12 protein-coding genes are annotated in these 14,583 nt (G+C 59.3%); 4 read left to right on the top strand and 8 right to left on the bottom strand.

What is annotated here, in order from left to right:
• Positions 1–31: 31 nt before the first annotated feature.
• Positions 32–724, bottom strand: coding sequence for a N5-glutamine methyltransferase family protein (locus AC0L2H_RS31180; RefSeq protein WP_473593554.1), 693 nt, complete (start codon positions 722–724; stop codon positions 32–34).
• A gap of 397 nt (positions 725–1,121) precedes the next feature.
• On the opposite strand from AC0L2H_RS31180, the gene AC0L2H_RS31175 reads away from it, so the two are divergent.
• Together AC0L2H_RS31175 and AC0L2H_RS31170 are read left to right on the top strand one after the other, a co-directional pair.
• Positions 1,122–2,873 (top strand): type I secretion system permease/ATPase, encoded by a 1,752-nt coding sequence (locus tag AC0L2H_RS31175; RefSeq protein ID WP_473593553.1) that lies wholly within the window; start codon positions 1,122–1,124, stop codon positions 2,871–2,873.
• A 26-nt stretch (positions 2,874–2,899) separates the two neighbouring features.
• Positions 2,900–4,243, top strand: a complete 1,344-nt coding sequence (locus AC0L2H_RS31170) for an HlyD family type I secretion periplasmic adaptor subunit (RefSeq protein WP_473593569.1) — start codon at positions 2,900–2,902, stop codon at positions 4,241–4,243.
• Between the two features lie 78 nt (positions 4,244–4,321).
• On the opposite strand, the gene AC0L2H_RS31165 is transcribed toward AC0L2H_RS31170, so the two are convergent.
• Genes AC0L2H_RS31165 through AC0L2H_RS31140 form a run of 6 tightly spaced genes read right to left on the bottom strand, consistent with a single transcriptional unit; the run spans position 4,322 to position 10,464 of the window.
• Complete coding sequence (locus AC0L2H_RS31165; protein WP_473593552.1) at positions 4,322–5,581, bottom strand: polysaccharide biosynthesis/export family protein; 1,260 nt, start codon at positions 5,579–5,581, stop codon at positions 4,322–4,324.
• The gene (locus AC0L2H_RS31160; RefSeq protein WP_473593551.1) at positions 5,568–6,842 is read right to left on the bottom strand and encodes a hypothetical protein; all 1,275 of its coding nucleotides are present in this window, start codon (positions 6,840–6,842) and stop codon (positions 5,568–5,570) included. The genes AC0L2H_RS31165 and AC0L2H_RS31160 overlap by 14 nt, the downstream gene beginning before the upstream one ends.
• Entirely contained in the window at positions 6,839–7,843 is a 1,005-nt protein-coding gene (locus tag AC0L2H_RS31155) for an SDR family NAD(P)-dependent oxidoreductase (protein WP_473593550.1), read from the bottom strand. The genes AC0L2H_RS31160 and AC0L2H_RS31155 overlap by 4 nt, the downstream gene beginning before the upstream one ends.
• Before the next feature lie 27 nt (positions 7,844–7,870).
• Complete coding sequence (locus AC0L2H_RS31150) at positions 7,871–8,560, bottom strand: sugar transferase (RefSeq protein WP_473593549.1); 690 nt, start codon at positions 8,558–8,560, stop codon at positions 7,871–7,873.
• Complete coding sequence (locus AC0L2H_RS31145; RefSeq protein ID WP_473593568.1) at positions 8,557–9,693, bottom strand: DegT/DnrJ/EryC1/StrS family aminotransferase; 1,137 nt, start codon at positions 9,691–9,693, stop codon at positions 8,557–8,559. The genes AC0L2H_RS31150 and AC0L2H_RS31145 overlap by 4 nt, the downstream gene beginning before the upstream one ends.
• A gap of 48 nt (positions 9,694–9,741) precedes the next feature.
• Complete coding sequence (locus AC0L2H_RS31140) at positions 9,742–10,464, bottom strand: nucleotidyltransferase family protein (RefSeq protein ID WP_006334404.1); 723 nt, start codon at positions 10,462–10,464, stop codon at positions 9,742–9,744.
• A 522-nt stretch (positions 10,465–10,986) separates the two neighbouring features.
• Here AC0L2H_RS31140 and AC0L2H_RS31135 point away from each other — a divergent pair.
• On the top strand, positions 10,987–11,661 hold the full coding sequence (locus AC0L2H_RS31135) for a LuxR C-terminal-related transcriptional regulator (protein ID WP_473593548.1): 675 nt from the start codon (positions 10,987–10,989) through the stop codon (positions 11,659–11,661).
• A 90-nt stretch (positions 11,662–11,751) separates the two neighbouring features.
• Here the strand turns inward: AC0L2H_RS31135 and AC0L2H_RS31130 are convergent, their stop codons facing one another.
• Entirely contained in the window at positions 11,752–13,428 is a 1,677-nt protein-coding gene (locus AC0L2H_RS31130; protein WP_473593547.1) for a PAS domain S-box protein, read from the bottom strand.
• Positions 13,429–13,738: 310 nt separating this feature from the next.
• Here AC0L2H_RS31130 and AC0L2H_RS31125 point away from each other — a divergent pair, with 310 nt between their 5' ends.
• On the top strand, positions 13,739–14,446 hold the full coding sequence (locus AC0L2H_RS31125) for a helix-turn-helix transcriptional regulator (RefSeq protein ID WP_107647718.1): 708 nt from the start codon (positions 13,739–13,741) through the stop codon (positions 14,444–14,446).
• The last annotated feature ends 137 nt before the right edge of the window (positions 14,447–14,583 follow it).

Here is a 14,583-nt window from a genome sequence, read left to right as displayed (position 1 = left end):
CAAGGCTGACGCCTACCGCGGCGACGCTTGTTTACGCATCCGCCTTCACATGTCCCACTACCACCCTGCCCTCGCCGGCTTCGTTGGTGACGGCACGGATGTTCTCGTAGGCCTTGGAACGCTCCAGCAGGCCTATCACTTGCCGGTCCTGGCCGAGGCCGATCTCGAAGAGCAGGACACCTCCGCGCCGCAAGTAACGCGGCGCGTCCTTAATCACCCGCATATGAATGCTCAGGCCATAAGGGCCGGCCGCAAATGCTTCACGCGGCTCAAGCTCGGTCAGATGCGCGCGGTCGCCCTCGAGCCGTTTTTCCGAAATATAGGGCGGGTTGCAGACAATAACGTCGATCGTGCCCTCAAGCTCAAGGCCTGAGAAGGCATCGAACAAATCGCCCTGAAGTACCGACACCCGCTCCGTCATGCCATGATGGGCCACGTTGCGGCGAGCGACTTCGACGCATCCGTCGGTGAGGTCGCTGGCCCAGACACGCGCGTTGGGGACGTAATGCGCAATGCCGCATGCCAGATTGCCCGCCCCGCAGCACATGTCGACGACGCGTGGCGCCGGCAGGTTCAGTTGACGCAGAACGTCAACAGCCGTCTTGCCAAGCAATTCCGTCTCGGGCCGGGGCACGAGCGCGCCAGGTGCGACGAGCAGCTCAAGTCCCATGAAAATTGTGTGCCCCTTGCTATAGGCTTCGGCGACACTGATTTCTTCACTCACTACAACCCCTCCCCGATCTGCTCAATGTTCACCAATAGCATACTATAGAAATATATCTTGAAGTCGCCGAACTCTCGACCGGGAAATTGAAAAAAATTCGTCTCCGATACGCTTTGAAGACGTTGTGCAACAAAAGATGATCATAAGCTTCTCATCTGTGTCATGGTTGGGAAACAGTCGCTTTTGCCGACTCAGTTTGTCCCCAGGTTCCGAAGCGAATTTCCAAATTCTCCGCTGTGCGTCACGATTTCGCTGCATTTTGACCAAAAGCACGTATGTAAGCAAACCATAATGTTCCGATAATGAAGCAGCTGCCTTCCGCCAGGCAAGAGGTTATCCCCATCACCGATAGAACCGACGAGATAGCGCGGCGACTCCGCGCGAAAGAGTGCAACCCATGAAGCAAGAGGAAGGGCGCTCGCTCGATCTACGCTCCGCCATGTTCGGCTCGATGCATGGGCTTGTTGGCGTCGGCATTTTCTCGGCAGTGATAAACGTTCTCGCCTTGACCGGCTCCGTTTACATGCTCCAGGTCTACGATCGCGTGCTGCCTTCGCAGAGCGTGCCGACCCTTGTCGGATTCACAATCGGGATGCTGGGCCTGTACGCGGTCTACGGTCTCCTCGACTTCGTCAGGCTCCGGCTGCTGGTCCGTATTGGCAGCCGTCTGCATAGAAATCTGCAGCAAAAGGCGTTCTCTGCTTCGCTGTCCCTGCCGCTCGTTGCCGGGCCCGACGCGAACCGGGTGCAGCCGCTTCGCGATCTGGATCAATTGCGCGGCTTTCTTTCCGGCCTGGGGCCGACCGTCGTCTTCGATGTCCCCTGGATACCGTTTTACATGGTGGTCATCTACCTGCTGCACCCCGCGCTTGGCGTGCTGGCAACGCTCGGGGCGTTGGCTGTTGTGTTTGTGACGGTGGTCGCCGAAGTCGTCAGCCGCAAACCCGCGGCGCGAGCGTCTGAAACCCTCGTGGCACAGCGGCTTCTCGCCGATTCGGGTCGACGCAACGCGGAGGTCGTTCAGGCCATGGGCCTTTCCTCCCGGCTTGGCCGACGCTGGGGCGAGATCAGCCATCTCTATCTCAGGAATCAGGAATGGCTGTCCGACATCGTCGGCGCAACGAGTTCATTGTCAAAGACACTCCGGATGGCGCTGCAATCCTGCGTGCTGGGGCTTGGCGCCTACCTTGTGATCGGCGGCGAGGCTTCGCCAGGCGTGATCATCGCGTCGTCGATACTGCTGGGCCGCTCATTGGCGCCGGTCGACGTGGCGATCGCGAACTGGAGAGGGTTTCTGGCCACCCGCCGAAGCTATTCCGACCTGGCGAAGGCGCTCGACGCTTTCGATAACCAGAAAGAGGTCATGGAGTTGCCGCGCCCACAGACGCAGCTTGTCGTCGAGGAACTTACGGTCGCACCACCAAGCCTGCAGAAGCCAACGGTCATCAATGTCAGCTTCCGCCTGTCGAAAGGCGCGGGGCTGGCGATCGTCGGTCCGAGCGGCTCCGGCAAGACCACGCTCGTACGCACCTTGGTCGGTGCATGGAAGCCACTTCGCGGAACGGTAAGGTTGGACGGCGCCTCGCTCGATCAGTGGAATCCAGAGCTGCTCGGCGCGCATATTGGTTACCTGCCGCAGGACGTCGAGCTGTTTGACGGAACGATCGCTGACAACATTTCGAGGTTCGGCGGTCAGGGTGACGCCAGGGGCGTGCTGGCAGCCGCCAAGACGGCGGGCGTCGACAAGATGATCATGCGCTTGCCGGAGGGGTTCCAAACGCGCATTGGTGAGGGAGGAGCCAACCTCTCGGCTGGACAGAGGCAGCTCGTCGGACTCGCCAGGGCACTTTATGGCGACCCATTCCTTGTCGTTCTCGACGAACCCAATTCCAACCTGGATGCAGACGGCGATGTCGCGTTGGCCGGGGCGATCCTGGCAGTGCGCGAGCGTGGCGGCATCGCGATCGTCGTTGCGCATCGCCCCTCCGCCCTCGTCAACATCGATCAGGTACTGGTCCTGTCGAACGGGATGCTTCACTCGTTTGGTTCGCGCGAAGACGTTCTGGCAAATGTGATCCGGCCCTTCCCGCGTCCGGAAAGGCCAGGTGCCGTTGTGCCGATGCAGAAAGGTGCAGGCGGGCATGTGTGAGGTGTCTTTCCGTGTCTGACGTGACCATGTCCTCCTTTGCTCCGGCCGCTGGCGCAAACCAGTGGATCGGGACGAACCCGATCGATGAGCCGGATGGCATCCGGGCCAACCTGATCCTCGGTCTGGCAACGACTGCCTTGCTGGTCGTCGGCGGAGGGCTGTGGCTGGGGTTGACCAAGATTGCCGGCGCGGTGATCGCGCCCGCCACCGTGGTGGTCGAAAGCAGCATAAAGAAAGTCCAGCATCAGACCGGCGGCACTGTCGGCGGCATCTTCGCCCAGGATGGCGATCACGTGCAGGCGGGCGACATTCTGGTCAGGCTGGACGACACGGTGACACGGTCGAACCTGCAGATAGTCAGTGAAGATCTGGATCGCACCAACGTTCGCCTGGCGCGGCTTGAGGCCGAACGACGGGGTCTGCCGGAGATGCAACTTCCACCCAGCCTTCGGGTCCGGATGGACGACCCGCAACTGGCAGCGCTAGTCAGCGGCGAGCGCGCCGTATTCGAAAGCCGTGCCACCGCGCTGGCTGGCCAGAAGGCGCAGTTGCAAAGCCGCTCGAAGCAACTGGAGCGTCAGATCGATGGCCTCAAGGCGCAGCAGTCGGCGATGGACGAGTCGCTGGCTCTGCTGACCAAGAGCCGTGCCGACGTAGAGGCTCTCTATGCCAAGAAATTGGTGTCGAAGGAGAGGCTGAGCAATGTCCAGCTGGAGGAGACGCGGACTCGCGGCGAGTCGGGACGCCTCCTAGCTGCCATCGCGGAAGTGCAGGCGAAAATCAGTGAAACCGACCTGCAGGTGCTTCAGCTCGACGAACAGATGCGCAGCGAAGTAACCGGCGAACTTCGCGAAACAGAAGCCAAGGAAACCGAGCTCAGCGAGCGCAAGGTGGTCGCGCAAGACGAACTCTCCAGGACCGACATCCGCGCCCCACAGTCGGGAACGGTGCAGGAATCTTCCGTCCACACGGTCGGAGGTGTGATTGGTGCCGGGGAAGCGATCATGATGATTGTGCCCGATGCCGACAATCTCGTCGTTGATGCGCTCATTCCTCCCCAGCGCATAGACGACGTTCGTCCCGGGCAGCGAGTTTCGATCCGTTTCCCGGCTTTCGACACCGGAACCACGCCAGCGTGCGAAGGCTCGGTCAACCGCGTCTCCGCAGACCTGATCAAGGATCCGCAACGTGAACTGTCGTATTTCTCGGCGCGCATCGATGTCGAAAACGAGGCAGCCTGTCTGACGGGAGAGAAGATACTCAAACCGGGCATGCCCGCCGAAGTTCACATCAGCACCGACGAGCGCAATGTCTGGTCCTATCTGATGAAACCCTTTACCGACCAGGTTTCCAGGGCCTTCAGACAGTAAGGCCCTAGAGCATGATGTAGGCCGTCAGTTGCCGCCCTGGCCGACCTCCGTCCCGGTTTCATCGGGACGGAGCCGGTTCTATTGGATCGCTGAAGTTTCGAGGGCGCCGCCGAACCTTACCTCGATCGTGTCTCCCGGCATGATTTCGGTGTCTTCTTCGGCCGGTTGTTTGCGCCATTCCTCGTCGACCTTGCGGACGATCGTGACCTGAGCCTCGACCCTCTCGCCGGCGACCGCCTGAGCAGGGGCGGACGCACCCGTCTGCAACTTCTGGCTGGCAGCGCGAAGTCTGGCGGTTGTGTCGGCAAGGCGCACGTTGGTATCCTTCAACTCGCCCAGAAGACCGATCCTTCTCAGATTCTCGTTGCGCTCGAGCTGTCTGCTTACATCATCTTGCTGGCGTCGTGTTCTCATGAGCTCGACCGACGTTTCGAGTGCCCGGCTGGAAGAGAGAAGCACACCGCGCCGGACGTCGGCGAGCCTGTCGTTGGTCAGATTGCCTGCCTGAAACACTTTCGTTATCCGCGCCAGATCGGCCTCGTCGGCCTTGACCGCATCCGCTTCGGCTTGCGAGCGCTTGAGCAGCATCTCTATCTGTTCCGCGGCATCCTTGGCGCTTTTTTCGAGATAGGTTTGCTCTTGCTGGAAGTTGTCCAGGGAGAGCTTCAGTCCTTCTGCTTCAGCCTCGGCGATCGCCGACACGAAAGTCGCTGACAAGGGTGACCCTTGTGGTGCCTGCATGTCGAATTTCGCCTGGTTCTGCAGTTCGGCGCGCAGGCGTGCGGCATGAAAATAGTCTCTGGTGTATTCCCCCCAGGCCCCTTCGTAGTCGCGCCGCAGATCCACCGGATCGGGGCCGGCCTGGTTTGCCCGTGACCGCAAAAGGCTGAAACCGCCGGACACGGCAACCGCCTGCCGCACGGTCATGAGCGGCCGGTAGGCCTGCTGGCCGGGCGTAAGCACGTCGCCGGTTACGTAAATCGGCCGGTACTCGGCGATTACTGCCGTCACGTCACTTGGCTTGATGACGATCATTTGCTCTCGGCCGTCGGTCAGGCGCTGGTGAAATATCTTGGTTGGCAGGATCGTCTCCATGCGCGTCTGCAATTCGGCTGCAGTCAGGCCGGCGACCGAAATCATCCCGACTTCGGGAAGCGCAATAGTGCCGTCCATCTGCACCACGGCACGCTGTGTTCGTTCGGGGGCTGAAGCAATTCCGATCTCGACGGTATCGCCGGCGGAAATTCGGTAAGCGACCCGCGCGTCAGCCGCAACAGCCATGTCCATCGTGGACAGCAGACCAAGCACGGCAAGAAGCGTTCGATTAATGAATGTCATTGGTGACAATCTCCTTCCGGTTCGACCGCGCCCCTTCCGGCCAATCGACATGAGAGACGAAGTCGTAGACTGGACCGCCAGGCACGCCCCAGTTGCTGGACCAAATTACCTGCGAGCCGTCAGGCGATGGTGAGGCATGCGTCTCGCTTCGATAGTCGAGCTGAGTGCTTCTCGATTGTGCAATGCGTCGAACCTCACCGCTGCCGTCGATGCGCAGCGCGATCACTTCCTGTGCATATGGCGCCCAGTCTGGTTGAGCTGCTATCTCATCCGGATCGCCGCCATAGGTCAGGAACACCCAGCCAGGCCTGGTCAGCGAACGCAACGATGCATGCATGGCTTCGCCGTACTTCGTAAGTGGAGTGACCTTGCCATCGGACAGTCTCCGTTTGATCACCTGAAACTTGTCCGGAGAAGATTTGCTGATGCCCACGTAGACTTCGCTGCCGTCTTCATCGACCGTCATGTCGCCGTGGCCCGGCCGGTGATGTTCAATCCACTTCTGACGCAAAGTGCCATCGACTGTGAAAATAAACCCTTGTTCGATGCCGCTTATTATCTCTTGAAGGCATAGTATGCTGGTTCCGAGCGGGGAAATCGAACAAGCACCGTTGGTGCCGCCGAGCTGATCGAGCTCGATATCCGGGAATTTCTTCCGTTCCTTGAGGTCATAGGCAAAAACCACCACTTCGCCATTCTCGCGGAGCGCGCGCACGGCAATGCGGTTGCCGTCGCGGCTTGGGTTGCCCTTGCCCGGCCCGAAATGCAGATCACGATAGTCGTTCGAAACGAACAGGACATCTTCGCGATTGGTCCGTGGCGCCCAGGTCGACACCTGCCGTCCGGCAACACAGATCATCAGATCCGCGTTTTGGGGATGCCATTCGCACTCAATCGATCGAGCGCGACGAAACAGCGGGGCATATGTGCGCCCATCCAGAAAGCACATGCCGTTGCAGCCGTTGGTGATGACCAGAAGGCTCTGGTCCGAATTCCAGGCTTGAGCACTTGAATAACGGTGGGTGCAGTATTCCTTGCCGCACGCAACCCCATTGCCAAGCACCCCGGGCTTGGTGATGCGCACGAACTTTGTCCCGGACGCCGGATCGGTCGCAGGCTGCAAATAATCGGGCAACGCCATTGCCACCGGTCGGATAAATTGTGTCGGATCGCTGTTCTGTCGACTTCCAGCGGCCGGCAAATCCATGGACAGGGCGGCCACAAAGAACAGCAGAGCCAACGAACGCTGGCGAAGAATCATGTCATGTAATCCATTTCCCGCCGTACGCGGCCTTCGCTCAGGCGCCCCTTCCACCATCCGATGGTGCGCTCCAGCCCGTCGCGCAGGCTGGTCTGCGCTCGCCATCCCGTCTTGCTTTCAAGGAGCGAAGGATCGGCCAGCAGGGCCCGGACCTCGGAATTCTGAGGCCGCAGGCGGCGCTCATCGCGATGGACCGGCTTTTTGGTACCGCTCAACTCGATCACCAGATCCAATACGTCCGAAACCGTCACGGCACGCTGGGTGCCAGCATTGTAGGCATGGCCGAATTCAAGGTCGGCCGAACCCGCGGCCATGAACGCCGCGGCCGTGTCTTCCACGAAAGTAAGGTCTCGGATCGGACTTGTGTCGCCGACCATGATCGCTTGGCAATTCGGATCGAGGGCCTGCCTAATGATGGTCGGGATGATGGCTCGCTCACTCTGGCGCGGGCCGTATGTGTTGAATGGCCTCATGATGACCACCGGGACGTCGAACGACCTGGCGTATGATTCCGCCATCATGTCCGCGCCGATCTTGGAGGCCGAATATGGCGACTGGCCCTGCAGCGGATGGGATTCACTGATGGGCATCGTCAGTGCGGTGCCATAGACCTCGCTGGTCGAGGTTTGCACGACGCGCTCCGTCTCCCATTGCCGAGCCGCCTCAAGGACGTTCACCGTGCCCAGGATGTTGGTCTCGACATAGGATTGGGCCGCGGCATATGAATACGGTATCGCGATGAGTGCCGCGAGATGAAACACTACCGCCTGGCCACGCATGACCCGGTTGACGAACGCGCTGTCGCGAACATCGCCGCGGATGAGGTTCAACTGGCTTCGAATGTTATCCGGCAAATCATCCAGCCAGCCGTGGCTGTCGAAGGAATTGTAGAGGGCCATCGCCGTGACATCCGCCCCGCTTCGGACGAGCGCTTCGGTGAGATGCGAGCCGATGAACCCATCGGCGCCGGTGACCAGAACTTTCCTGCCTTTGTAGTTCATGACTAAATGCCCCTTGTATGCGTGACGCTAACCTTGCTCTTGGACGCTGGTTTGCGGCGGCGACCAGACCCGACCGACAACCGCCAGAAAACCACGCACCATCCAGACAATGTCGGAGATGATGGTGCGCTGCGGATAATAGGAAAGGTCGAGCTTGGCCTTGGCCGGAAACAGGACCTCGCGATAGAACAGCAGCGGATCACCGGACTGAGGATAACAATGGGCTTCGTTGCGGTAGACAACTTGGGCCGGACCAAGCAAGCCCGGTTTGTATTGCAGGACGTCCTCAAAGCCGCCGCGGAAACAATCGGCGAAGGCGAGACTCTCGGGACGCGGTCCGATAATTGCCATCTCTCCCTTCAAGATGTTCCACAATTGTGGCAGCTCGTCGAATTTGGTGGCGGCGAGGATACGCCCTATCGTCGTCATGCGGTCGTCGCCGGCCATCGTCAGCGCGAAGCCATGGGAATCGCACCGCACGTCGAATTTACGAAACTTGTACATGCGAAAGGGCCGGCCGCCCGCACCCACCCGGGTCTGGGCAAAGAAGATGGGCCGGCCGCCTTCCAGCAACAGCGCCAGCGCGATCAGCAGCATCAGCGGAGCAAAGACAATCGCTGCCGCCGCAGCCAGGACGACGTCGATTGCACGCCTCGCGAACCCGTGGCTGGCCCTTGAGATGCCAGATCGGTGAAGAGAAAGGTCGAGAGCATTCATGCGGCGGTTCCTGCTTGAGCGCGGCCGTTGACGGCGGCGGCAAGAGCCACCACGACCGCTTCGACGACAGGCGCGGTGATCTGGGGATGCAGTGGCAATGTCAGCTCGCGCTGAGCAAAGTCCTCTGTCCGCGGCAAATGGATTCCGGGGAAGAGCTCGCGATAGAGTGTCATCTCGTGCACGGGCGGATAGTGGACGGTGGTTTGTATCCCCTCCGTTCGCAATGCGTCGACAACGTCCTGCCTGTTGACGTAGCGCGGCAAGAGGACAGGCATGATGTGGTAGGCCGATGTCCGTGGTTCGTGGAACGGGATCGTTACGGCCGGACAGTGTTTTGCCATGAGACGTCGATAGAGCATGACCAGGATACGCCTGATCTCGTTCCACTCCTGCAAGTTCTGCAGTTGGACCAGTCCGATCGCGGCCCGCATTTCGTCCATGCGATAGTTGAAGCCGAGCATGGTGACATCATAGTGCGCCGTGCGGCTGTTCAGCCTCTGGTGGGTTCCTGAGGTCATCCCGTGTCCGCGGGCCTGGCGGATTTTCTCGAGCAGCTCGGGATCCCGGGCGATCACCGCCCCGCCTTCCGCCGTCGTCATATTCTTGTTGCCGTAGAAGCTGAAGGCCGCCGCGGTGCCGTATGTTCCGACCTCTTTCAAGCCCGGGGCGTGCGCGGCATCCTCAATGATATGCAGTCCTCGGGACCGGGCGAACTTCTGCCATTCTTCCCGATTGGCCAGGTAGCCGGCGAAATGCACGAGAATGACCGCCTTGGTGCGTTCCGTGCACCTCGCCTCAGCTTCCGCGATCGACATCAATGGTACGTCGACCGACTCGATATCGACAAAGACCGGGGTCGCGCCGACATAGAGAACCGCGTTTGCAGTCGCCACGAAAGTCATCGATGGCACCAAGACCTCGTCGCCTGGTCCGATGCCGAGCGCGTGCAGGATGAGATGAAGCGCCGCGGTGCAGGAGCTGACCGCGACGCTATCTTCCGCGTCGTGCGCCTTGGCGAAAGCCTCTTCGAAGGCCTTCACCTGCTCGCCCATCGTCAGCCAACTGCTGTCGATGACCTTGGACAAAGCTGTTTTCTCCGGCACACCCAAGATTGGGGCACTGACCAAGAGCATCATGACCTCCTAGATTGTTGACTGCGGGACTGGGGCTTGGTGATTGCGTCACGCAGCCGTGGCAGTGACCTCGATCGAGGCCGACTGGTCTTCCCAGGAAATGGCTTGTGCACTCTGAAAGTCGTCGACGCGCCCGATGTCGAGCCAGAGGCCATCGTGCTTGTACACGTGGACTGGCGTACCGTTCTGCATCATCTGCAGCATCAGGTCGTCGAACCCGAACGGTATGCCGGACGGAATGAACTGGAGAACATCCGGGTTCATGCAGTAGATCCCCATGCTGACCAGATGCGAAAGCGTTGGCTTCTCGCGGAAGACCTGCACGGTGTTGTCGACTTCGTCTATGACGCCGAAGTCCATCTTGTGCAGGCGGGAAGCCGTCGCGATCGTCACCGGATCGTTGTGCTTGCGGTGCGCTGCCACAAAGCGACTGATGCTCAGATCGGTAAGGACATCACCGTTGAGAACGATAAAGGGTTCGTTCAACTCATCCCTGATCAAGGAGAGCGGTCCGATGGTGCCGAGCGGCTCCATCTCCTGGGTATACCGGATCTTCAGATTCCACTGCGAACCGTCTCCGCAAACGGTGCGGATCAGATGACCGAGATACCCGGTGGTGATGTAGACTTCCTGGATACCATTGCGTCGCAGCCATTTCAGCAGCATCTCGAGAACCGGCCGAGCACCGATTGGCATCAGCGGCTTCGGCAAGACTGATGTGAAGGGACGAAGGCGTGTCCCCATGCCACCACATTGAATCACCGCTTTCATTTGCTTCTCCCGTGTTCGTTAGGCCTGATCACCATTGTCATGAGCCGGCCACCCTACCCCTGTTCAGCACCCGGAAAGTCGCGCTCTGTTTCCTTGAGAAGACCTGTGGGAAATCCCACAGACGCTTTAGTCCGGACATCGTAGGAGGATGGTAAGTGGCGGCCGGGGTGGATGTCGTCGTGCATTCGAATGGTAACGATCCAGCCGTTCTGGTGTTCTATACCTGGAGCTGTTCTGGCAGCGAAATCGGCGGCCCTCGAGGCGCCTGTCGCAAGGTAGGAAAAGGGTGCTGCAGCCAGGGTTTCTGGGGTTCAGAACGGATGTCTGGCAAGGTCAGGTGGTCCTGTTAACGGCAGCTCAAAAAAAGAGAAGCGTTTTCCGTTATCTAGGATTATATTAGCAATCTGGCGTCTGTGGTGTTGGGGCACCGCTGGCGTTGACTGGATGAATCGACGAGCGAATGGGCACTCTTTCAAGTCCATCGCCGTTCAATCCGTTCAGAGTGCGTTGGGGTAGTTCAAAATGTACCGAATCGTTATAGCCGACGATCATGGCTTGTATCGTCGTGGCCTGCGGTTGGCATTGACCGCGGGTATTCCCGGTGTCGAGATTTTTGAGGCGTCGTGTTTCGATGCCGTGCTCAGCCTGTTGGCCGAGCAAGCTTTCATTGATCTTGCCGTTCTCGACCTGAATATGCCGGGATTGTTCAACCAGGAAGTGCTCAGCGGCATTCTGTCGGCTTATCCGGATACGCGATTTGCGATCGTTTCCGGGAATGATTCACGCTCGGAAATACTGACGGCTCTTTCGATCGGGCTTCACGGTTATATCGTAAAGTCGCAGAGAGACGAGGAGGTCGTGCTGGCCGTCAACGAAATCCTTGCGGGCCGCATCTATGTGCCCGCACTTCTGTCACGGCCAGGTACGGGGCAAGTGACTCTCGCACCTGCGCCAGCGGAGCAAATCCAGCCCAGACGCACCACCAGCGCCAACCTTGGCAGGCTGACTTCGAGGCAACAGGAAGTGCTCAAGCTGATGGCGGAAGGGTATTCGAACAAGGAAATTGCGCGTGATCTGGAAATTGCCGAGGCGACCACCAAAATCCATGCCGCTGCGGTGCTGCGTGAGCTTGGGGTGCGGAATCGGACAGAAGCTGCCGTTTTGCTGAAGACTTGGCTTACAAAGAATGCCAACTAAAGCGCGCCGTTTTATAGGACGCGCAAAGGACGCCCGGATCTGCAAAATCCACGCATTCCGCCCGCTAGAAATCGCTTCCGGGCCGATGCGTTAAAGGCCAATTTCCTTGCGCGACAGCTTTAGCGAATACCGCAGTCCGTGATCCGACATTTCCAGCTTGGGGGAATGACCGACAAGCGGCGCCCCATCGACACCGATAATCATCGAACCGAAACCGTGACGAACAACATTTGAAGTTCGCTTCCGCCCCGATTCCAACCATTCGAAGACGACGTCACTGCCGGCGCCCTCGGATGTCCAATTTACCTCGATCCGGCCTTGTGAATCGCCAAGTGCGCCATGTTTCATGGAATTGGTCGTGAGCTCGTGCACAATCATCGCAAAACTCTCGGCGGCGCCTCCCGACATGGAGACGGAAGGACCGCTCACGGCTATGTCACGTGTTCCCATATACGGTTGCAATTCCTGAACGACGAGATCGTGGAGCATCGCCGACTGGTTTCCCTTTGCTGAAAGGAGCAGATGCGTTGCCTCAAGCGCGCGAATCCGGTCGATCAGCGTCTCCTTGTATTTGGCGATATTATCGTCGGGAACACTGACCATCTTCACGAGCGCGGTGATCACCGGGAACAGGTTGCTGAATCTATGGCGTTGCTCGAGCATGATGCGCTCCCGCTTCTTTGCCGCGGCGCGCAGCAGTGTGGTTTGTCGCCGCTCGGTCAGGTCTGCGGCCACTCCAAGTCGCTGCGGGTGATTATCGTGTTTATCCTCCCTTCCGCGCAGAGCTACCCAGCGGATATGTCCGTCTGGCCGCCGGACGCGTATTTCAACGTCATAGTTCGTCACCGGCTCGTGCTTTCTCGACGCTGCCAGCTTCGGCCAGTCCGCCGGATGAACGACGGCTGCCAGTTCCTCCAAGGGGCGGCTGGCGGCTGGAGACAGGCCGAGAATGTCCCAGAACGTGGCCGACCCTGTGACGATCCCCTCCTTGAGGTCGATCCGCCACGTGGCCAAGCGTCCTGCGGACAAGGCAAGATCCAGCCACTCTTTTTGAGCCCGGAGCGCTTCATCTGCAGCTCGTCGCTCGGAAATATCGTCGACCACGACAAAGATGCTCTCGGGGAGGACCCCATCGGGCACGGATGAAGACAGGGTCAGCCGGGCCCAGAATGCCGTGCCATCTTTTCTTAAGAGACGGACCTCCGAACCGAACGAGGCAGCGTCATTGCCAAGACCCGCCAACAATCGTGCCAGGGCGTCGCGATCGTCCGGATGGACGAGTGTGTTGAGCTGCAATCGGGCGAGCTCTTCCTCCTTGTAGCCTGTCATGTCACACAGACGTCTGTTGGACTGTAGAAGCTCGCCTTTCTCGTTGGAATTTGCGAATCCCATGGCGGCACGTTCGAAGGCCCAGCGGTAGCGGCTCCCGGTTGCTTCGACGGCAGCCAGTCTGGCGTCTCCAAGCTCATGCAAATCTTTTCGCAGCCGATGGAACGTCATGGCGATCACCCCGCCCGAGACCAGGAGCAGGATGGCGCGTGCCCAATCGTCGTTGGAAATCTGATCCAGCCCCCGCGCCCACAGGCCGACAACCATCATCAGAATCGTCGCTGCAAGCGCTAGGGTACGATCTTCAAGATAAGCAATTAAAATAATAGCTGGAATAAATCCCAGAAAACTCGCGCTTTCTCCAATAGATGCTGAGGATTTTATTGCAAATATCAGTGTAACTGACAGCACCAAAAGAGACACAAGATGACTCAGCATTCTGCCTGGCGGGCTCGAATTTGACCGAGGCGGACGCGATTTCATAGGCATAGACTACAACCTTCGGACTAGCCCGTCGAGACTAGAGCAAGAAACGTACAACCTAGTACGACTGCCGGATTGCCCATCACTATCATGGAGCGCATTTTATCAAGGCGGGGGGAGAATGACTTCGGTCAGAACTCCTCAAAATATACAGAGTTTTCTAAATGGCGGGCGACATTTTTGTCAACCGCCATGCAGGAAACTGTTTTGTAAATCCCGAGTAGATTACTTCGGGCTGACGAAACTTTTGGCAGGGGGTTGAAAAATGACACTGGTTGATAGGCATACCGAGGCCGCTAGCGGCCGATACATTGTGATGAGGACTAAGTATGACCGCGAGGCGAACGCGAGGCGGCCATCCTATACTTATCCCTCGGATCGCGCATCAAATCGATCGGACGCGGAGGTCGGCGAGGCAAAGGTACGCAGCCTGGAATCCATCACAGGCATGCTTGACCGCATTGGCTGCGGTTATCTCATCCTGAACCGCGAACGAAAAGTCGTCGAATGGAACGCGGCCGCTCAAACCACGTTGGAGCGTCAGGGCGAAGCGGCCGAAACGGCAGGCGAGCTCTCGGCCGCTTTAAGGCGTCTGATCGCGAATGTTCCGGCCAATTTCGTGCCGGGCTCACTGTCCTGGGTTGTGATCCGCAGCGCGGGCGACAGGCCGGTGATATTGAACGAGACGGGGGCAATAGCACCCGATGGTACGAGCATCGTGGCGCTGCTCGACCGGGAGAGCAGGTCCGGGCCAAATCCGCACACACTTCAAAAGATGTTTGGCCTGACAGGCGCGGAAACGAACCTCGCTTTGCGCTTGGCCCAGGGCGATGCGCCCTTGGAGATTGCCCGCAGCTGGCGGCTCAGCCGCACCACCATTCGTTCCCAGCTTGCCTCGCTCTTCGCCAAGACCGAAACGAAACGTCAGGCTGAATTGGTCGCTCTTCTGGGGCGCATCTCGGTTCTGCCGTAAGAACGCCGTTTTGAGCCCGTCGCCGGGGGGGGGGGGGGGGCCCCCCGCCCCCCCCCCCCCCACCACCCCACAAAGTTTAAAAAAAAAGCCAAGGAATATAGGCAGGGGGCGGGGGCCCCCCGCCACCCGCCGCGGGG

This window comes from Mesorhizobium sp. WSM4871, from assembly GCF_055811295.1.
Note: the sequence above shows the minus strand (reverse complement) of the source record. Positions and strands in the feature narration are given on the sequence as shown.